At 52.6% G+C, this 20,519-nt stretch carries 14 protein-coding genes; 11 read left to right on the forward strand and 3 right to left on the reverse strand.

Annotated features, from left to right (window positions below):
- Window positions 1–18: 18 nt before the first annotated feature.
- Complete coding sequence (locus tag REH51_RS04470; protein ID WP_498936959.1) at window positions 19–963, reverse strand: ABC transporter substrate-binding protein; 945 nt, start codon at window positions 961–963, stop codon at window positions 19–21.
- 278 nt (window positions 964–1,241) lie between these two features.
- On the opposite strand from REH51_RS04470, the gene REH51_RS04475 reads away from it, so the two are divergent.
- From REH51_RS04475 to REH51_RS04485, 3 genes are all read left to right on the forward strand, one after another.
- Window positions 1,242–3,374: a TonB-dependent receptor domain-containing protein gene (locus REH51_RS04475; protein WP_498936961.1), complete on the forward strand. Its 2,133-nt coding sequence runs from the start codon at window positions 1,242–1,244 to the stop codon at window positions 3,372–3,374.
- A gap of 218 nt (window positions 3,375–3,592) precedes the next feature.
- Window positions 3,593–4,678: an efflux RND transporter periplasmic adaptor subunit gene (locus REH51_RS04480; protein ID WP_009721460.1), complete on the forward strand. Its 1,086-nt coding sequence runs from the start codon at window positions 3,593–3,595 to the stop codon at window positions 4,676–4,678.
- Window positions 4,678–7,833 (forward strand): efflux RND transporter permease subunit, encoded by a 3,156-nt coding sequence (locus REH51_RS04485; RefSeq protein ID WP_498936963.1) that lies wholly within the window; start codon window positions 4,678–4,680, stop codon window positions 7,831–7,833. Before REH51_RS04480 ends, REH51_RS04485 begins: the two co-directional genes overlap by 1 nt.
- Before the next feature lie 77 nt (window positions 7,834–7,910).
- On the opposite strand, the gene REH51_RS04490 is transcribed toward REH51_RS04485, so the two are convergent.
- Window positions 7,911–9,869 (reverse strand): ligand-gated channel protein, encoded by a 1,959-nt coding sequence (locus REH51_RS04490; RefSeq protein WP_498936965.1) that lies wholly within the window; start codon window positions 9,867–9,869, stop codon window positions 7,911–7,913.
- Window positions 9,870–10,060: 191 nt separating this feature from the next.
- On the opposite strand from REH51_RS04490, the gene REH51_RS04495 reads away from it, so the two are divergent.
- The 5 genes from REH51_RS04495 to REH51_RS04515 all read left to right on the forward strand — a co-directional run bounded on the left by REH51_RS04495 (window position 10,061) and on the right by REH51_RS04515 (window position 16,151).
- On the forward strand, window positions 10,061–10,984 hold the full coding sequence (locus REH51_RS04495; protein WP_009721457.1) for a LysR family transcriptional regulator: 924 nt from the start codon (window positions 10,061–10,063) through the stop codon (window positions 10,982–10,984).
- 69 nt (window positions 10,985–11,053) lie between these two features.
- Window positions 11,054–11,929 (forward strand): AEC family transporter, encoded by an 876-nt coding sequence (locus tag REH51_RS04500; RefSeq protein ID WP_009721456.1) that lies wholly within the window; start codon window positions 11,054–11,056, stop codon window positions 11,927–11,929.
- 86 nt (window positions 11,930–12,015) lie between these two features.
- Window positions 12,016–13,194, forward strand: a complete 1,179-nt coding sequence (locus REH51_RS04505; protein WP_498937707.1) for a PQQ-dependent sugar dehydrogenase — start codon at window positions 12,016–12,018, stop codon at window positions 13,192–13,194.
- 99 nt (window positions 13,195–13,293) lie between these two features.
- Complete coding sequence (locus REH51_RS04510) at window positions 13,294–14,739, forward strand: sensor histidine kinase (RefSeq protein ID WP_498936967.1); 1,446 nt, start codon at window positions 13,294–13,296, stop codon at window positions 14,737–14,739.
- Window positions 14,740–14,750: 11 nt separating this feature from the next.
- Window positions 14,751–16,151 (forward strand): sigma-54-dependent transcriptional regulator, encoded by a 1,401-nt coding sequence (locus tag REH51_RS04515; protein WP_009721453.1) that lies wholly within the window; start codon window positions 14,751–14,753, stop codon window positions 16,149–16,151.
- 245 nt (window positions 16,152–16,396) lie between these two features.
- Here the strand turns inward: REH51_RS04515 and REH51_RS04520 are convergent, their stop codons facing one another.
- On the reverse strand, window positions 16,397–16,825 hold the full coding sequence (locus REH51_RS04520) for a hypothetical protein (protein ID WP_009721452.1): 429 nt from the start codon (window positions 16,823–16,825) through the stop codon (window positions 16,397–16,399).
- Between the two features lie 381 nt (window positions 16,826–17,206).
- On the opposite strand from REH51_RS04520, the gene REH51_RS04525 reads away from it, so the two are divergent.
- From REH51_RS04525 to REH51_RS04535, 3 genes are all read left to right on the forward strand, one after another.
- Window positions 17,207–18,409, forward strand: coding sequence for a quaternary amine ABC transporter ATP-binding protein (locus REH51_RS04525; RefSeq protein WP_009721451.1), 1,203 nt, complete (start codon window positions 17,207–17,209; stop codon window positions 18,407–18,409).
- Window positions 18,409–19,245, forward strand: a complete 837-nt coding sequence (locus tag REH51_RS04530) for an ABC transporter permease (RefSeq protein WP_009721450.1) — start codon at window positions 18,409–18,411, stop codon at window positions 19,243–19,245. Before REH51_RS04525 ends, REH51_RS04530 begins: the two co-directional genes overlap by 1 nt.
- Before the next feature lie 193 nt (window positions 19,246–19,438).
- Entirely contained in the window at window positions 19,439–20,311 is an 873-nt protein-coding gene (locus REH51_RS04535) for a glycine betaine ABC transporter substrate-binding protein (RefSeq protein ID WP_498936969.1), read from the forward strand.
- Window positions 20,312–20,519: the final 208 nt, after the last annotated feature.

Raw genomic sequence — 20,519 nt, forward strand, 5'->3', positions numbered from 1 at the left:
GTGATGTCACGGCATCTTTCACGGCAACAATGCGTTCTCAATGTCATCCAACATGGCCTGAGCAGCCAACGGGCCATTGGCGCTGCTCCACAGCTGGCCATTCACCGGTACGACCCGGTCTTGCTTAACCACGTTCAAACGAGTGAAGGCTGCGCTCTGCTTCGCGGCATCTAACGCCGCCTGGCCATCGGCATTAAGCGTGGCCAGGAATAGCCAGTCGCCGTCCACTTGGGAAAGGTTTTCAAGACTAAGTATATCGCTATGGGGGTGCCCTTCATCGACCAGTCCAGCATCCTGAACCTCTAACCCCACTTTCGCTAATAGGCCAGTGGCGATCAGCTCTGTGGACATTACCATCGGGCCATTGGGCATCCAGCGAGCCAGAACCGCAGTGCCACCCACTCCGGCAGCATCAATAGCGGCTGCCAGTTCGCTAATGCGGTGATCGACGTCCACAATGGCGTCTTCGATTTCCGTTTCACGATTGAGCGCCTGGCCATAAAGCCGCGCTTCCGCTTCCCAACTATCGGGCGCTAACGGTTGGGTGTGCGGCACCACGGTGGGTGCGATGCGAGATAGCAGTTGGTACTGCTCTTCCGGTAGCGGAGCAGCGGCCAGAATCAGGTCGGGCTGTTGGGCCAGTACGGCTTCAATATTGATTTCACGTACCACGCCGACAATCTCAGGGCGCTCGCCATTTAGATGAGCTTCTACGTATTCAGCAACATTATCACCGCCGCGGGTAGTGACCGCGCCAACCGGGGTGACGCCTGCGGCCAGGGCGGCATCTAACGCGCCCTCATAAAGGGTGACAACACGCTCTGGCGTATCGCTAACCTCAACGTCTCCGTAGGCTGTGTCCAACGTGCGCGCCTGAGCAACGCTTGCCAACGACCCACCTATTAATAACAGTCCGCTTACCACAATACCTACTAGTCCGTTGCGCAGCGACAAGTAACCCATATGTGACTCTCCTGAGTGTATGTGGCGCTGATAATAACGATTCTCAAAAGCACTTGCATTACTATTCCAACGAATTGCACGTTCAGGATGCTGCAACGATAGTTTAATTAGCCGTCTAACAACCTCTATAGGCAATTTTTTCACACAGCCCTGTTCGATATTTAGCAACACAATGTTCGATGAAACAAACTCGCATATGGGAACTTTTCTTCTTAGAATCACCAACTCGCTTGATAACCATTTTCATTAGCAAATAAGTTTCATCTCAGGGGACCACCATGCCACGCTTCACTCGCACCGCTTTAGCCAGCGCCGTCGCTCTAAGCGTCACCGCCACCGCGGCCTTAGCCCAAGAATCAGAACAACTGGACAATATTGTTGTATCTGCGAGCGGTTTTGAGCAGGCACTGGTGGATGCCCCTGCCAGTATTTCCGTTGTTTCTCGTGAGGAACTGGAGCGCAAGCGCATTACCAGCGTGGCTGATGCGTTACGTGATGTAGAGGGTGTTGATGTTGGTGGTGCAGTCGGCAAAACCGGTGGCAGCAATATCAGCATTCGCGGGATGCCTAGCGACTATACGTTGATTCTTATTGACGGCCGTCGGCAGAACGCCGCTGGCAGCGTCACACCTAACGGGTTTGGCGAAACGTCTCCCAGCTTCTTCCCGCCTGTCTCCAGCATTGAGCGTATCGAAGTGATTCGTGGCCCAATGTCGACGCTATATGGCTCTGACGCCATGGGCGGTGTAATCAACATTATTACTCGCCGAGTAGACCGCGAGTGGGTTGTTTCAGTAGGAATTGAAAACACATTTAATGAAGATCGTGATTTCGGTGATCGCCGCGAAATTAATCTTTATACGAGTGGCCCGCTTATTCAAGACACGCTTGGCATTCAGGTGCGCGGTCGCTTATATGAACGGGACGCATCAGAGCTTACTTACACTGACGGCAACGGCAATCCCATTGACGTTAGCCAGCGTGGCCCCAGCCCCGTTGAAGGCGATACCTACAACCTGGGCGGCAAGTTAACCTGGACACCAAATGCCGATCATGACCTGTGGGTGGATGGTGAAGTTAATCGACAGCGCTATAACAACGACGAATGCCAGCTCGGTACTCTAGACGGCCGTACCCGTAGTTGCGCGCCAGACCCTGGAGTCGCAAATGGCTACGCCGACGAACTGCGTTTTGAACGGCAGCAAGTTGCTATTGGCCACACTGGGCGCTTTGCATCAGGCACGCTCGAATCCAGCTTGATGCGCAACACCACAGAAACTAAAGGCCGTACGATTCCTGGTGAAAATGGCGTTGCCTATGACGGCTTCCCTGGCATCGTGGGCGGCGCGCCTCGCGAGCTAGAAACCACCAATACAGTGTTAGACAGCAAATATATCATGCCGCTAGGCGACCACATGACCACGGTGGGCTTACAGTGGTGGGATGCTAAGCTCGATGATGGGTTAGCAAATGAGACCTTTGAGCAAACCACATGGTCACTCTTTGCAGAAGATGAGTGGATGCTACGCGACGATTTGGCGCTAACGCTTGGTGGTCGCTACGACCATCACGATGCCTTTGGCAGCCAGTTCAGCCCGCGTAGCTATTTGGTGTGGAACACGACGCCAAACTGGACACTGAAAGGCGGCGTCAGCCGAGGCTACAAAACGCCCTCTCTGAATGACCTGCATGCGGGTATCAATGGCGTCACGGGCCAGGGCACCATACTCACTATTGGTAACCCAAATCTTGAACCAGAAACCAGTACTAGCAGTGAAATTAGTGCACATTACGACAGTCAGGCAGGTTTCACCGCTAGCGCCACACTGTTTTATAACGAGTTTGACGACAAAATAGCCAGCGGCAACGACATTGTTGTTGAGAACGATCCGCTCGTGCCCGACGGCGTCTATAGCCAAGACGTCAATATTGATGAAGCCGTCACCCAAGGTGTCGAGCTTGCTACTAGCTATCAATTCACACCAGATTGGCGTTTATCGGCCAACTACACCTACACCGATAGTGAACAGAAAAGCGGTAACAATCGTGGTGAGCCACTGACCGATACGCCAGAGCATGCGTTCAATGCCACGCTACGCTGGCAAGCCACGCCTCAGTTGGACACGTGGCTTCCCGCCGAGTACCGCAGCGAGCGCTACCGTAACCGTGAAAGCGTTAGGGGCGCGCCCTCTTTCGACGACCTAGGCGACTTCAAAGCCTATTCACTGTTCCACTTAGGCGGCAGCTACGCATTTACCGAGCAATTTAACGTGAGTGCCACCATTTATAACGTGTTCGATAAAGATTTTGTTGATTATCGCGCTTACGGTGACGGCACTAGCTTTGGCAATGTGTATGCCAATAGTGAAGAAGGGCGTCGACTGTGGCTATCTGCACGCTACGAGTTCTAAACGCTGCTAGCTAGAAGGTTCTGTTTACTGTTTCAATGAAAACTTGCTGCCCTGGCCATGTGCCAGGGCTTTTTTACGCCGTAAGGTTGGGCGTTAGCCAATCTCTATGCTGGCAATTCATTAAGTTAATCTCTCGTAAGCGCCAAGCTTAGGTACTATCAACCAACTTCCACGCCCGCTTAACAGCGAATTCGATGTTTATTAGGAAACTGTCTGTTATGACCGCGTACCCGCTTGTCCGCTATTTTGCCTTGGTTCTACTGTTGCTCTGCGGCCTAATACTTTCTGGCGCTTCCTTCGCGCAATCAGCCCCCAGGGTCGAACTCGCGCCCGTAAACCATGAGCCAATTTATACCGAAACAAATCTAGTCGGCACCGTTAACTCCCTGGAAGATGCCCTACTTTCAGCATCCGTGTCAGGGCTTATTATTCAGATAGCGGTTAATCCTGGCGACCACGTCGCCAAAGGAGACAGGCTAATCGCACTGGAAGACGACCTGGCTCGTTTTGACGTAGCAGCGGCGGTTGCCGCAGAGCAGGAGGCCCAGGCCGCGCTAGCGGAAGCAGAACGACTACTGCGCGAAGCGGAGTCGGTGGGCGTGGGGCGAAACATCGCGGCGACTGAAGCCAGCGCTCGTCGTAGTGCCGTTAACGTAGCCCGTGCCGCTCGCTCACGCTTAACGGCGGAACAATCGCGTTTAAGCGCCTTACTGGCTCGCCATGAAATTAACGCCCCTTTTAATGGTGTCGTTAGCGCTCGCAGCGTTAATCTCGGTGAGTGGGTCACACCGGGTGATAGCGTTGCACGCCTCGTTAACCTTGATGAACTGCGCGCTGATTTCCAGGTACCCGAAGCCTTTTATGCTGCCGTTCAAGACGAAGCGTTGATCAGCCTGCGCGTGGGCCAGCAAACCCACGAGACCACTATCGCCACCATGGTGCCGATCAGTGACCCCAGTGCCCGCACATTTCTATTACGCGCCCATGTGCCCGATGCAGCTTCACTATACCCAGGTAATGCAGTGGATGCCGTGCTGCGGGCGTCGACCGGCAGCGATGGGCTGACGGTTCCCCGCGATGCGTTAAGCCGCTACCCAGACGGGCGAGTCACCGTATGGGTGGCCACCCCTAACGAAAACAACACCTATCAGGTTACTGAACAGCGTGTGCAGTTGGGTATTAACTTTGCCGACCGCGTGGAAATTATCGAGGGCCTCGCCGGTGATGAGCAGGTAGTCATTCGGGGTAATGAATCGCTGGTCGAAGGTATCAGCGTTGAGGCTGTCGCGGCGGGGAGCGAGTAATGTTTGCAGCCCTACTGCGCCAGCAAACGCTGGTCACTGTTATCGCGCTAATCTTCCTGCTGCTGGGCATTGCCGCCACGCTGCGCATCCCCGTTCAGATGATTCCCGACATTGAAGCCCGCACAATAACGGTCGAAACGCGCTGGGCGGGAGCGACACCCCAGGATATCGAAAAAGAGATCCTCATTGAGCAGGAGCAGTACTTGCGCAATGTGCCGAATCTTACCCGCATGACGGCGATGGCCGAAAGCGGCAGCGCTGAAATTGAGCTTGAATTCCCGTTTAGCGTGGATATGACGGCAGCGCTGATTCAAGTAAATAACGCGCTCAGCCAAGTATCGTCATATCCCACCAATGTGGACCAGCCACGGATTGTTTCTGCCGCCTTTTCGACAGACGCGTTTTTACGCTTTCACGTGGGTACGCTACCCGGCAACCCTAAGGCGTTAGACATCCAACTGATGAGCGACTTTATCGACGACCGTGTGCGGCCTCGCATGGAAGGCGTTAAAGGGGTATCGGAAGTCGGCGTCAATGGCGGCGCTCAGCGGCAGCTACAAATTTTGGTCGACCCTGGCGCGCTGGCTCAGCGCGGGGTTTCACTTACCGAGCTACGCGATGCTATCACCCAGCGTAACCGGGATATCTCCGGTGGTGAATTAGAAGCCGGTAAACGCCGCTATCTGATACGCACGCTGGGCCGCTTTGATGACGCTGAGGCACTGGCGCAGCTGGTTGTCGCTCGTCAAGGGGATAGCATCGTGCGGCTTGCCGACGTTGCCGAGGTCCGCCAGGGGCAATCTCGCTTAAGCCAGCTATCGTTTTATAACGGCCAACCGGGCATTGGTATGGACCTTCGGCGGGAAAGCGGTGCCAACGTCATCGATATCAAATACGCCATTGAGGAAGAAATAGCGGCGATTAACGATAGCATTCTGCGCCCGGCGGGTATGGAAATGGTGCTGACTGCCGATGATGTGCGCTACGTGGAGGCCTCGGTCAGTAATGTATGGAGCAATCTGCTACTCGGGGCGGCCTTTGCAACGTTGGTGATGTACCTGTTTTTGCGCTCCGCTCGGGCCACCTTTATTGGCGTTATCGGCATTCCCTTTTGCACCATCGCTGCTTTTTTAGGGCTGATGCTCACTGGCCGCACGATTAACGTAATTTCCATGGCAGGCATTGCCTTTGCCATTGGCATGAGCGTCGATAACAGCATTGTGGTGTTGGAAAATATTGAGAGATACCGCCGTTTAGGGCTCGACCGCATTGAATCGGCGTTACGCGGCGTGCAGGAAGTATGGCCCGCGACGCTGGCATCGACGGCCACCACCATCTTGGTGTTCCTGCCGATTCTGTTTATAGAAGAGGAAGCCGGGCAACTTTCCTCCGACGTAGCCATTGCCGTTTCTGCTGCTATTTTTGCCTCGATGCTGGTGGCAGTCACCCTGGTGCCGTCACTATGTTCGCGCTTTAATTTTTCGATGCGCAACGAGCATGATGATAGCTCCGCGGCCTCACGCCCTTCGTGGGCTGGGGAGCGGCTTGATCGATTGATCGCCACTCCTTTTCGGCGCGGAGCGATTCTGGTAACTACAGTATTGATCAGCGGCTGGACTATCGTTGTACTCACTCCGCCAGCCGAGTACTTGCCCGAAGGCGAGGAACCTAAAACCTTTGCAGTGATGAGCCCACCGCCTGGCTATAGCCTGCAGGAGATGGCGGGAATCGCCGCGCAAGTAGAGGATTACTTTTTACCCCATGTAGACGCTGACCCAGCGGCTTTTTTAGCGGGCGACACTGAGGTGCCACCGCTGGCTTATATGAACATGCGAGTCGCCCCCACGCGGCTTTTTATCGTTGCGGAAGCAGCTGACCCAAGTGATATCGAAGCGTTAATGGACGCACTTACCAGCTACTACGAACGCTTCCCTGGCATGCGTGCGTTTGCCTCGAAAGGCTCGATTATTTCCAGTAACGATGGCGGCACCCGGAGTATCAACCTGGATATCGCCGGCCCGGATTTAGCGACCGTATATGAAGCCGCCAATAACCTCTACCGAGAAGCCCGCAATGAGTTTGGCAATCCGCGCATTCAGAGCCAACCTTCATCACTGTCGCTGGATCAGCCGCTAATACAAATTCGCCCAGATTGGGCGCAGGCATCAGCGCTTGGCTTAGCGGCAGGGGACGTCGGCTTTTCAGTCGCCGCACTCACCGAAGGTGCCTATGTGGATGACTTTTTTCTCGATGACGAGAAGATCGATATTTATCTTTATGGCCCCCAGCTGTCGCTACCTCTGGACCAACTACCCAACCTTCTACTCCATACTCCCAGCGGCGCGACGTTGCCGCTCTCTGCCGTCGCCAGCATTGATGAAACCATGGACACCAGTGTTATTCGCCGGGTCGATAGTAGCCGAACGGTGACCCTCAATGTCATCCCACCACCCAGTATTGCCCTAGAAGCAGGGGTTGAGCAGGCAGAGAGGATGCTGGAGCGTTTACGCCGTGAGGGGGTACTACCCTCGGCGGTGGATATTTCGATTTCTGGGGCTAGTGATCAGTTGAATGCCACGCGAGACGCGCTAATGGGCAACTTCTTGATTGCTATTGTGATTGTCTATTTACTACTGGTAGCGATTTTCTCCCACTGGGGGTACCCGCTGCTGATCCTTACCTCCATTCCTTTGGGCGTGGTGGGTGGCATTATGGGTTTGGCAGCCATGAACGCAGTGGGCAGCCTACTGCCACTCATTGGTATCGCTCCACTAAGTCAGCCCTTCGATATGATTACGATGTTGGGCTTTTTGATCTTAATGGGAACTGTGGTGAATAACCCCATCCTGGTGGTCGACCAGGCACGCCGACGATTACACGATAAGCAGCTATCCGTTCAGGAAGCCGTATCTCAAGCGGTACAAACCCGCCTGCGCCCAATTGCAATTACCACGCTGACAACCCTGTGCGGGCTTTCACCGCTGGTATTTTTACCCGGTGAAGGCACCGAACTCTACCGTGGCGTGGGGGCGATTGTCCTATTTGGCTTGCTGGGAGCCTCGATCGTGACGGTGACGTTCCTGCCAGCATTGATGATAAGCGTACTGACGCTTAGCAAACGACATACCCAGCCTGCCCAAGCCCAACATCCTTAAATAGCCACTTGATTCACTTAAAAATACGGCCACCTAATAAGGTGGCCGCAACGTTTAATAGAATGGCTAAACAGGTACTAGAAGGCGACATTCAACCCCAACCAAACACGGCGACCATCGTCCACGTAGCCGTACTCATCGTAAGTAATGCGCTCATCAAACAAATTATAAATACCGGCATTTACCGTGGTGCTATCGTTTAGCTTGTAACCCACCCCTGCATCCACAAAGGTATAAGAAGGTGCCACCACAGAACGGCTTGATGGGCCAGTAGTGGGCTGACTCTCTTCACCGCGGTAGCTCACTTTTGTCCATTGGCTGAGTCGCGAGTTGACCTGCCAGTCAAGCGTAGCCGAGACCTGGTGGCGCGGTAGCTGCGTCAAAGGCTCGCCAGCATATTGGCCACTTTTTTGTTCGGAGTCAGTGAAGGTATAGCTAGCCGTTAACGAGACTGCATCTGTCAGCGGTGCTGCCAGACTGGCTTTCACCCCTTGCGTAATCGCCTCATCAACGTTGACGCGATAAGTAGGGTCGCTGCCAAAATCATTACGACCATCGGTACAGATATCGATAGGGCAAGCAATACGAGTAATTTTATCGTCAAAGTCGTTGTGGAACAGCGTCAAACTGCCACTTAGACCTGCATCATTGGCGTAGAGCAGTGCAATCTCTTTGTTAAGCGACGTTTCAGGTTTAAGGTCCGGGTTACCGTAAATATTGCCACCGCGGCTGACCTGCCCCCAATCGGGAGTGATTTCACGCAGACTTGGCGATCGATAGCCGGTTGAAACGCCCCCTTTAAGCGTCCAGTCAGGTGTCACATTCCAAACACTGTAAAGGCGTGGGCTTACGTGGCTGCCGAAGTTATCGTCGTCATCGACGCGTAAGCCACCGGTCAACGCCCAGGTGTCGGTCAGCATCCACTCATCTTCTACAAACAGCGCCCGCTGGCTATTTTCGATTTCAGTCCGGTCAGATATCTTGTTGGTGGTGGTATCGCTCAGCGACTCCTCTTCGTAGCTCGCTCCAACGGTCACTAAGTGCATACCTAGTGGGATCACCGCGCTAGTTTTAGCGGTGGTGTTGGTAATTTCGATGTCGCGGGATTTGTTGTCGCTACGCTCACGCTGCACAAAGGTCTCGCTAGTCCCCCAGTCAAAGCGGCCACTGTGGGTAACGGCAACGTGAGTGTTGGTGTACTCGCCGATGCTGTCGGTACAACCACCTTTGCAACCCTCAGCAGCGGCAGAACGCCCTACCCTTGAGTGGCGATCCTGTTCGGTAATGCCAGCTTCGGCGGTGAAGTCGTGATTATCGTTCGCCGCGAAGCTCAACCGTGCAGTTAGACTTTGCAGGCTTTTCTCTTCGTAGCCATTCAAAATATCATCTTCATCCCGTTCAGACGCACGCCCATAAAGCTGCAGCCCTAATCGCTCACCCACTAACGGCCCGCTTAGGTAGAAATTCGCTTGGCGGCTGTCTCCAGAATTGCTGTTCTCTTGAAGCACTGTGTCGAGCTGCACATTGCCGTGCCATTCATCGGCCACTTTACGGGTAATCACGTTGATCACCCCACCAATAGCATCTGAACCGTAAAGTGTCGACATTGGCCCACGTACTACCTCAATGCGCTCAATCGCTTGTAGCGGCGGGAGCCAATCTTGTTCGAACCCCGCGCTACCATTCGGGCGTGATTCCCGAGAGTTTTGCGGACGTCCATCCACCAAAATCAAGGTGTACTGAGAGGGCATGCCACGAAGTGAGATATCATTGCCGCGATCTCCTGCACCGCCACCGGTGACAATCACGCCAGGCACATCGCGCAGCGCGTCAGTGATATTTTGATAGTGGCCACGCTCAAGCTCTTCCCGAGAAATAACGCTAATAGAAGCAGGCGCACTAGTAATTTGCTGTTCAAAACCTGACGCGTTAACCACAACATCATCTAGTCGAGGCGTTTCTTGTGCCAGCACGGCACTACAGGCCAATGAAGAGATGACGCTGGCCAATAGCGTGCGACGCAAACGAGAGAACATAGCTGGGTTCCTTTGATGTGAAAGAGCATCTGAAATACAATGCGAATTATTAACATTCGTATTTTTGCATAGTCTTTGCACAAAGAGGTCGCACAGCGCGTTCAGCCACCCGGAACACAAATGCCAATTATTTTCATTCACATCATTAGATGGCACAATAGCGTTTCAATTGCTGCCCAGTGGCTCCGACCATGTACGATTTTGATGAACTCGCCGCGTTTGCCGATGTGATGACCACCGGTAGCCTGACGCGCAGCGCACAAAAACTAGGGCTTGCTAAATCAACGTTGAGCCGCCGCATTAGCCAGTTGGAAGCCCGATTGGGTCAGCCACTGCTCAGGCGGCAAGCCAACCGGTTGATCCCCACTGAAGCAGGGCTGCTGTTTCATAACTACTGCACAGAACTGCTGGCGATGGCGGCACATAGCCAGGAAGCGTTGGCAGAACTCCGTGAGGAGATCAGTGGAAAAGTAACGCTGGAAGTACACGGGGCATTGGCACGAGGTTGGATGGCAGGTGTTGTTGATGCGTTTTTAACCCGCTATCCAAAGGTGGAATTAACCCTTCATACCCGAGAGTCACCGCCCACTAAAATGCACAGTAACAGTGTGCACATCTGGCTAGGGGCAACGCACGAATGTGGTCTCAACCAGGAGCGGTTGGGGCACTTGACCCGTGGCCTTTATGCCAACCCCAGCTATCTTGCCAACGCTGGTTACCCTCAGCATCCAAGCGAGCTAGAGGCACACGCGTGGATTGATTTACTCGATAGCGCTTCTAGCGGGCTGCTGTTACACCATACTCATCACGACGACTTTCTCTTTAATGCGCCCCGCTCGCGGCTGCGAGTCGATCTAACGGTGCTTCAAATTGATGCCATTGCCTATGGCCAAGGCATTGGGTTGCTGCCTCACTGGGTGGTTGAAAAACGTGAGCAGCATCATCCCGGCGACTTAGTCAGTTGCTTGCCTGGCTGGGAACCCGCTCCACTGCCGATCACCATGCTGTACGCTTACGGCCACCACTCACGCCGGGTTAACGCACTGCTCGAGTTTTTACGTGAGCAAGTCCCCGCCGCCTGGCAACCCCGTCACTCAACCGCTAACGTTGATTAACCAATTCACCTTGCCAGTTAGCGGCCTAATTAACGACAATGAGCCGCTAATCATCGTCAAGGAATAGTAATGCTCGCCGAACTTTTTGCCGTGATGGCTCCGGTACTTGCCGGTGCTGGGCTGGGATATTTATGGGTACGCTTAGGGCATCCCTACCCCGTCGACTTTATTACTCGGTTGGTGTTTAACATTGGCACACCCGCGCTGGTGCTCGCATCACTTTCTGGGGCTAATATTGATGCCAATAGCTTTGGGCAGATGATGTTTGCCACTACCCTAGTGATTCTCACCATGGGCGCGGCGAGCTTTGTGGTAGCCAAACTATTGCGCCGCAGTTGGCGCGTATTACTCGCCCCAATGATGTACCCCAACACCGGCAATATGGGGCTACCCGTTGTCCTGTATGCCTTTGGCAGCGCAGGATTTGCCTATGGCATTACGGTGATGGTGACAGTCTCACTCTTTCAGTTCACGTTAGGGGCCGTTCTTAATAGCAACGGAAGCCCGACTAAAACGTTGCTTAAAACGCCCACCGTCTATGCCATTTTGATTTCGATGGCGCTGCTATTAACCGATACATCACTTCCCCCTTGGCTGGCCAATACAGTCGACCTAATGTCTGGTTTCACCGTACCGCTTATGCTGATTACGCTCGGCGTCTCCCTAGCCAGCATCCAGGTAAAAAGCCTGCGCTCCGGCATCGGCTTTAGTCTGGTGCGCATTCCCCTTGCTGCTGGGGCTGCGTGGCTAATTGCGGGCTGGGTTGGCCTCCCCCCTCTGGCGCAAAGCATTCTAGTGCTGCAAATGTGCATGCCTGTAGCGGTGTTTAACTACTTGTTCGCCCAGCGCGCTCAGCGCGAACCCGCGTATGTCGCCAGCCTCGTTTTCTGCTCTACGCTACTTGCCCTGGTGTATTTGCCGATACTGCTAGCGTTTCTGATGTAGCAACACAAGGAACCCCGCCTGGTTTAAGCAGTCACTGCTAAACTGGAACATGATCATCACTAGCCACGACGACAGGAGTGACCATGATGCGCCAAGCACAAGAACGCCATACAGTGTTAATGATTCCCTTTCAACGCTGGTTTCTGACAGCCATTGGCGGGCTAATGTTGGCAGGTATTTTCAATAATGCCCAAGCAGAAATGGTTCACGATACGATTGAAACCGATCAGATGACCTTGTCACTTGAACGCGTGGCTAGTGGGTTGAGCAGCCCTTGGGCCGTTGCTTTTTTGCCTGACGGTCGTTTTTTAGTCAGCGAACGCCGTGGCCAACTAACACTGGTAGATCAAGACGGTAACCAGCGGACACTTGAAGGGTTACCCACGGTCAGCCATCAGGGTCAAGGCGGGCTTCTCGATATCACCCTACATCCGGCATTTGGTGACGGTGAACACAACTGGGTTTATTTCACTGGGAGCAACCCCGACGGTAATCACAGCCGTTCAGCACTTTCACGGGTTAAGTGGCAAGAGGATTCACTGGGCGAGATCGAGCACCTTTTTGAACAGGATCGTGCCTCTTCACCCGGCCGTCATTACGGTTCTCGTTTGGCATGGCTAGCAGACGGCACCCTAATAATGAGTATTGGTGACCGCGGCGTTAACCCATCCCGAGCCCAGGCACGTGACGACCATGCAGGATCAACGCTGCGTTTAACCGACACGGGCGACGTTCCTGATGACAATCCTTTTGTGGGCGATGACAGTACCCTGGATGAAATTTATTCCACGGGCAATCGCAACATTCAGGGTATGACGGTACTTAGCAATGGTGAAATTTGGGCGACCGAGCATGGCCCGCGCACAGGCGATGAACTTAATCACATCAAAGCAGGCAGTAATTATGGCTGGCCGGGAGTTAGTTTGGGTAATGATTACAGGACTAATGAGCCGATCGGAGTCGAATCGAAGCCCGGCATGGTCGACTCGGTTTACCGCTTTGAGGGTCGTTTTGCGCCTTCGGGCCTTACCGAAGTCACCAGCAGCGCGTTTGGAGACTGGCAGGGGCAGCTATTAGCTGGCGGTTTAGCCAGCGAAACGTTGCTGCGCCTGCAATTGGAAAACGACAACGTTGTGGATGCAGAGGTTATTCTTGACGGCCACATTGGCCGCATTCGTGATGTGCGCCAAGGGCCTGGCGACGCCATTTATTTGCTAACCGATGGCGATCGGGGCAGCCTTTACCGTTTGCAGGTGGTTAATTAACCCATACTAACGTTATCTGAACCGCTACTCTTTATACTGCCTGTCTACACTGTCCCTGCTGTTCACTGATGAACGGCTGATATTCATCATGGATGCCTGATGCGACTACGTAATTTAATTATTTTGACGGTGATCGTGCCGCTGTTTGTCATTCTAGTGGTATTTAGCCTAGTGGCTATCAAATCACTGGAAGATAACGTGCGTTCCAAGCTGCAAACCGAAGTTGAGATTATCACGCGGGCACTGGGCACATCTCTGAGTTACGCCGTCGCTCGCGATAGCGACACTCCGTTAGAAGAAGCGCTGCAATCCGCTTTTTCATTTCATCGTATCTATGGTGCTTATGTGTTCGATACCCAAGGCCGAGAGGTCTATGGGCTTGGTTTGGGCAAAGACCTGTTTACTTCGAATGAGATTCAGCAGGTTATCGAACAAGATGACCTATACAGCAATTACCGCCAACAGGAAGGCTGGACGTACTACTCAGCGTTGATTCCGCTGCGGGCGCAAGACGGTACGGTGCAAGGTGTTCTGCAAGTAAACCGACTTAATACCGGCATCGAAAACTATACGGGCTTTATCAGCATTGTGGCGGTACTGGTGTTTGTGATTGGGGCTGCCGGGATTGTTTTTAGCATCTGGTGGGGCTTTAGGCACTATATTGAACGGCCGCTCAATCGCCTTTTACACGTGATGTTACTGGTGGAAGATGGCGACCGCAGCCAACGAGCCACCGTAGATGGCCCGACGGAATATCGCCGCTTAGCATCAGGCTTGAACGGCATGCTAGATGCCATGGCAGAAAAAGATCGCGATATTGATGCCCGCCGGCAGCGCGAAATCGAATTAGAAAAGCGCCTGCGCAAATCCAAAAAGTTGGCCGAGTTAGGTGTTCTAGCAGCCGGTGTGGCCCATGAAATTGGCGCGCCGTTAACCGTCATCAATGGCCAAGCCCAGCGTTTAGCCCGCAGGGACACCATTGGCGACGACGAACGTGCACGACTAAGCCGTATTCGAGGCGAAGTAGAAAGAATTGTTCAAATTGTTCGCCAGTTAATGGAATTAGGCAGACAACATAACGTAGAGAAAGGCACACAAGCGTTGGATCAGCTTATCCTGAGTGCCAGTGAGTTAGTGGAAGAGGAGCTGGAACCACGAAATATCCATTTGGATATTGATCTTCCCTCCCCTACCCCCCATTTATTGGTCAATGGGCAGCAAATTGTGCAGGTACTCACCAATTTATTGCGCAACGCAGCGCAAGCGCCTGACGTTAGCTGTATACGCCTTAGTGCCAAGCAGTACAGTGAAGAGCTAACGCTTTGGGTAGAAGATGACGGACCTGGCATTCCAGCGTCGCACCATCAGCAGGTATTTGACCCTTTCTTTACGACCAAACCGGTGGGCCAAGGCAGCGGCTTAGGGCTCTCCATGGTACATCGCATTATTAACGATCACGGCGGGGCGATTGGCGTATTTAATAGCGGCCTTGGCGGCGCTGGATTTGAGATTACGCTCCCCCTTAGTGAAACCGCATCCGCTTGAGGAAAACGTTTGTGACCCATCAGGAACCCCTTTTACCTTTATTGGTAGTGGAAGATGACGCCGCTATACGTGAGTTATTAGAAGAAGAGCTCAACGACGCGGGCTACGACACGCTAGGCGTTCCCAGTGCCGAGGACGCCCTGGCGCTACTTAGCCATACACCTGTGGCGATGATGATTACGGATGTACGTCTTCCTGGAATGACCGGCATTCAGTTGCTTCAACAGCTGCGCCAAAGCGGCAGCGAGCTGGGTATTATTGTCATTACTGCGTTTGGCACCATTGACCAAGCTGTCGAGGCGCTAAAGCTAGGAGCCGATGATTTTCTAACCAAGCCATTGGATTTAGATGCGATTCGTGAGGCGGTCTTTCGCGTCTTAGAGCGACAGCGCTTGTCGCTTTCTCACGATACCGAGCTGAGCCACTTTCATGGCATTGTCGGAAAAAGCTCAAGCATGCAGTCTCTGTTTCACGATGCATCCCGGCTTGCTAAAAGCGATGCGCCTATTTTGATTCTAGGCGAAAGTGGTACCGGTAAAGAACTATTGGCCCGCGCTATCCATCAAGAGAGCAAACGCCACGAAGCACCTTTTGTGCCTGTTAACTGCGCCAGCATTCCTGCCGATCTAATGGAAAGTGAGTTTTTTGGCCATGTAAAAGGGGCATTCACCGGGGCAAACGAAGCGCGTCGTGGCCTGTTTCATAGCGCTCAAGGCGGCAGCCTGTTTTTGGATGAGATTGGCGAAATGCCCGTTAATCTTCAGGCCAAACTGCTACGTGCGCTGCAAGAAAAGACCGTACGGCCAGTCGGCGGCGAACGTGAGGAACCGGTAGATGTCCGTATCATTGCCGCGACTCATCGCAATCTTGAAAAAGAGATCGAACAGGAAAACTTCCGAAGTGACTTGTTCTATCGCCTTGAGACGTTCTCGCTGCGCATCCCTCCGCTGCGTGAGCGGGGCACCGATATTGAGCATCTCGTGTTTGCATTAATCGACAAACATGCTGAAGCGCAGAGCAAGCAGGTTGAACAAATTGAGCCCGAAGCCCTGAATAGCCTGCTGAACTACACCTACCCAGGCAACGTACGCGAACTGGAAAACGCCATTATGCGGGCCGTAACATTGAGTGAAGAAGGTGTATTGCAACACAAAGATTTGCCAGAGCGGCTGCGCGAACAGGCCAGCCAACATAACGGCTCGGAAATAACGCCGACACTCAGCGGCGAAGTGTTGCCCGGCACTCAAGTTCCAGCGCCTGCGCCTACCCGTTGGCCCAGCCTGGAAGAAGTAGAAAAGCGCTATATACGCAAAGTGTTAGAAGCCACCGGCGGCAATAAGCGGCGTACTGCTGAAGTGTTGGGTATTGCTCGACGAACGCTTTATCGTCGTTTGGAAGATAACGAGGAATAACTTGGTGCAAATTGCCGGCCACTAAACAGTGAGACCGGCTATCTGTGTATATGCCGACAGGCTTTGCGCTACATGCAAAAATAGGGCATGCGTTGGATTCCCTCTTTTTAAAGATGGCTTTCCAACATAGTCACTGCCACAAAAAAACCCCCGCGGGCGCGGGGGGAAAAGGATGATAAACCGTGTGGAGCAGCCGCAGGGAACAGACAGCTGGGTCGATTTATCATCGTAGGGAGCGTTAACGATTACTGACCGTTGTTCATCTCATCGTCGTTCTCATCAGCACCTGGCATCGGGTCGGTGCCTTCACCAAATCCTGGATTTTCCTCGGGATCTTCTACGTTGCTAACGTCTTCACTGGGCATCGGTTCTTGTGATGCCGCTGCATCATCGCTTAGCCCTGGGTCGCTCATGGCAGGGTCATCTGCTACTGCGGGTTCATCGTTCATCATAGGATCCGACGTAGTGCCCATAGCGGCATTATCGTTCGCAGTAGATGTTTGTCCAGTAGAAGAGGTTGCGTCCTGCTCCATCGTTTCTGGCTGTTCAGCAGGCGGCATAGCGTCGTCACCATTACCACAACCGGCGAGCGCAAGTGTGCTTACGGTGGCCGCTAACATGCACAGAGTAAGTACACGGGGGCGTTTGGTAACTTGATTAACGTGTTTATCCATAAGGCTTACCTCCCTTCTAACCAAAAAATATCGCTTAACTACATACCTCAATACACGATTCACGCCAAACAACCTTAATCATTAAAAATTAATATAAAAATCATAACTTTAAAAAAATAAAAAAACATAAACTGAATCCCGAGCGAATTGTTACTGCGGGTTCAAACTGACACATGTGACGACTTTTGACGCTTGGTGGAAGGGGCGTTGTGACACACCCTACCCACTTATGTATAATAAATATTAATAAATAACCAAACCTTAACTTAATTTTTAATTATGAACCGTTTTGTGTCGCTGTTTGCAGGGAAAGCCATCTGGTACTGGGAAGCGAGCTGAGCAACGACACAAGGCTGCTCATTCACGCAATAGGCACCGCTGATGGACGAAACCCGCCCTGTCAAAATTCAGGTCCGCGGCTTAAGCAAGGTATTTGGCAAACTGCCGAAAAAAGCCCTTGAACTTCGCGACCAAGGTTTAAAACGCCCTGAAATTCTTGAGAAAACTGGCCAAACGCTAGGTCTATCAAACATTTCATTCGACGTCTATGAAGGCGAACTGCTCGTCATCATGGGGCTTTCTGGTTCTGGCAAGTCAACGTTAATTCGTTGCCTAAATCGCCTGATTGATACCACTGAAGGTGAAATCATAATTGATGGCGAAAACATTCCCACGCTAAGTGAGAAAGCGCTTTTAGAGTGTCGCCGCCGCCATTTTTCAATGGTTTTTCAAAACTTTGCGCTTTTCCCGCACCGCACGGTACGCCAAAACGCCGAGTTCGGGCTTGAAATTCGCGGTGTAGATAAAGTAGAGCGTAAGCAAATTGCCCAAAATGCGCTAACGCAAGTGGGGCTAGATGGCTGGGAAGAGGCTTATCCGAATCAGCTTTCCGGTGGTATGCAGCAGCGTGTCGGTCTAGCCCGTGCCCTGGCGAATGATTCCACCGTGCTATTAATGGATGAAGCCTTTTCAGCGCTTGATCCTTTAATCCGAAAGGATATGCAGCAAGAACTGTTACAACTGCAATCTAAAATGCAGAAAACAACCGTCTTCATCACCCACGATTTAGATGAAGCACTCAATATTGGCGACCGCATCGTGCTACTTAAAGATGGCGAAGTCGTACAGATCGGTACACCGGAAGAAATATTAACCCAACCTGCTGATGACTACGTACGCCGCTTTATCGAAGGCGTCGATCGTTCGCGGGTGTTAACCGCCGAGAGCGCCATGCGCCCCGTGCGTTCTACCGCCCGTGAAAGCGACGGCCCGCGCACTGCACTACACCGTATGCGTGACCATAGTATTGATTCAATTTATGTCACTGATCGTGACCGCCGCCTAATAGGTCTGTTAGAGGCCGAGTCGGCAAGCAAGGCTATTGATGCCAAGTCAGAAACGATTACTGATTACCTGACTCAAGACTTCCGCAAAGTCCCTCCAGAAGAACCCCTGCAAAACCTGTTCGCTATGTTTAGCGATAAAAGCTTCCCCATAGCCATCATTGACGAGCAGCAGCGGTTGCTTGGTGTCGTTGTGAAGGGCGCGGTACTGGATGAATTAGCACGAGCAGGAGAACAGTAATGGATATTCCAAGCATCCCCCTTGGCGATTGGATTGAAAGCGGCCTGACCTGGTTGACCAGCGAATACTCATCTGTAACCCGGGCAATTTCACGCTTTACTCAAACCGGCATAGACGTCCTAAACGATAGCTTGATGTGGTTACCTGAGTGGGCGCTACTTGGGTTAATCACCCTACTCTGCTGGAAGTTAGCGGGTGTTCGCTTAGCGATTGGTTCAGTGGCCGGGCTAGCCTTAATTTGGAACCTGGGCCTTTGGAACCCGATGATTGAGACGCTCACGCTAGTGGTCTTCGCGACCCTGGTTGCTGTGGTTATCGCATTACCTGTAGGCATTGCGGCGGCATTATCTAATCGGCTTTACCGATTGATTATGCCGATATTGGACTTCATGCAGACCATGCCTGCGTTTGTTTACCTGATACCGGCGATTCCATTTTTCGGCATTGGCTCCGTATCCGCCATTTTTGCGACGGTGATTTTCTCGATGCCGCCTGCTATTCGTTTCACAACGTTAGGTATCCGTCAGGTACCGGTTGAGCTTATCGAAGCCGCCGATGCCTATGGCGCGACGCGCAGCCAAAAACTTTTCAAGGTTCAGCTTCCACTCTCGCTACCAACAGTGATGGCAGGTATTAACCAGACCATTATGCTGGCACTTTCAATGGTGGTTATCGCCGCCATGATTGGTGCAGACGGCCTGGGTAGCGAAGTGTGGCGCGCGATTCAGCGGCTACGCCCCGGTGATGGATTTGAAGCGGGTATCGCCGTGGTCATTCTGGCCATGCTGCTTGACCGTTTAACCCAATCATTACGGAAAACACGCCGCTCACAGTGAATCAAGGAAGGTCACGCGGCCACCATCGAGCTGCGTTGACCGATCTTCTTGATCCACTCTTTTTGCATGTGCATGCTGATAGCACGCCTATAAATTTTTAGTTACGTAACGTTGGAAAGCATTCTTACTACGGTTGTGGCGCTTAACCACTATATTGATAGACGCCAGGACTATTTCCCCAAGGAGCAAGTGAATGAAAAGTCGTACGTTGAATCACCGCATCCGCCTCGCCTCATTAGCCCTCATTGCCGGCACTGGCGTTGCCGCTGGAAGTTTGGCCCATGCCCAAGATCAGGGCACTATCAACCTTGCCTATGTTGAATGGTCGTCTGAAGTAGCGTCTACCAACGTAGTCGCTGCTGTATTAGAACAAGCGGGTTTCGAAGTTGAGCTAACCTCACTTTCTGCCGCTGCGATGTTCCAGGCGCTTTCTACTGGCGACGCCGATGCCATTGTTGCCGCTTGGCTAACCACCACCCACGCTGACTACATGGAGCGTGTAGGTGACAAACTTGAAGATCTCGGCATGAACTTGGATGGCACCAAGCTAGGTTTGGTAGTGCCGGCTTATACAGATGTTGATTCTATCGCTGACCTAAACGACAACGCCGACAGCTTTAACGGCGAGATCATCGGTATTGACCCCGGTGCGGGCCTGATGGCTCTTACTGAAGAGGTCGTGGATACCTATGACCTCGGGCTGCGCCTGCGTAGCGGTAGCGGTGCCACCATGACCGCCGCGCTTTCAAGCGCTATTAACAATGAAGAAGATGTTGTGGTGACTGGCTGGACGCCACACTGGATGTTTGCCCGCTTTGACCTGAAATACCTTGATGACCCAGAAAATGTCTATGGCGGGGCCGAGCAGATTCATACCGTGGTACGCCAAGGCCTAAAAGATGACATGCCAGAAGCCTACGCCATTCTTGACGCCTTCGAGTGGACACCCGAGCAGATGGGCGAAGTCATGCTGATGAATCAGGAAGATGGCAGCGACCCCTATGAAAATGCTAAGCAGTGGGTTGAAGATAATCAAGAAGTGGTAGAGCAGTGGCTTAATAGTTAATGCCATTAGCCAGACGATGAAGCAACAGAGGGCTGCGGCCCTCTGTTGTGATTGATAATATCGCTGTAATAAAAGCTAATTTTCAAGGCTGCATGCAGCCCGTTGAATAAAGATTAAGCAACGTTTGCTATTGTACTGATGGTACGCCCGCCAGCTAATGCCTGTTAGGAGTGAGATGTTGATGTCAAAACATAGTACTCCTCGAATG

This window comes from Halomonas bluephagenesis (assembly GCF_054790765.1).

Coding starts and splice junctions, on each gene's coding strand:
- REH51_RS04470 (WP_498936959.1), bottom strand. CDS start 963: ATGGGTTACTTGTCGCTGCGCAACGGACTAGTAGGTATTGTGGTAAGC.
- REH51_RS04475 (WP_498936961.1), top strand. CDS start 1,242: ATGCCACGCTTCACTCGCACCGCTTTAGCCAGCGCCGTCGCTCTAAGC.
- REH51_RS04480 (WP_009721460.1), top strand. CDS start 3,593: ATGACCGCGTACCCGCTTGTCCGCTATTTTGCCTTGGTTCTACTGTTG.
- REH51_RS04485 (WP_498936963.1), top strand. CDS start 4,678: ATGTTTGCAGCCCTACTGCGCCAGCAAACGCTGGTCACTGTTATCGCG.
- REH51_RS04490 (WP_498936965.1), bottom strand. CDS start 9,869: ATGTTCTCTCGTTTGCGTCGCACGCTATTGGCCAGCGTCATCTCTTCA.
- REH51_RS04495 (WP_009721457.1), top strand. CDS start 10,061: ATGTACGATTTTGATGAACTCGCCGCGTTTGCCGATGTGATGACCACC.
- REH51_RS04500 (WP_009721456.1), top strand. CDS start 11,054: ATGCTCGCCGAACTTTTTGCCGTGATGGCTCCGGTACTTGCCGGTGCT.
- REH51_RS04505 (WP_498937707.1), top strand. CDS start 12,016: ATGCGCCAAGCACAAGAACGCCATACAGTGTTAATGATTCCCTTTCAA.
- REH51_RS04510 (WP_498936967.1), top strand. CDS start 13,294: ATGCGACTACGTAATTTAATTATTTTGACGGTGATCGTGCCGCTGTTT.
- REH51_RS04520 (WP_009721452.1), bottom strand. CDS start 16,825: ATGGATAAACACGTTAATCAAGTTACCAAACGCCCCCGTGTACTTACT.
- REH51_RS04525 (WP_009721451.1), top strand. CDS start 17,207: ATGGACGAAACCCGCCCTGTCAAAATTCAGGTCCGCGGCTTAAGCAAG.
- REH51_RS04530 (WP_009721450.1), top strand. CDS start 18,409: ATGGATATTCCAAGCATCCCCCTTGGCGATTGGATTGAAAGCGGCCTG.
- REH51_RS04535 (WP_498936969.1), top strand. CDS start 19,439: ATGAAAAGTCGTACGTTGAATCACCGCATCCGCCTCGCCTCATTAGCC.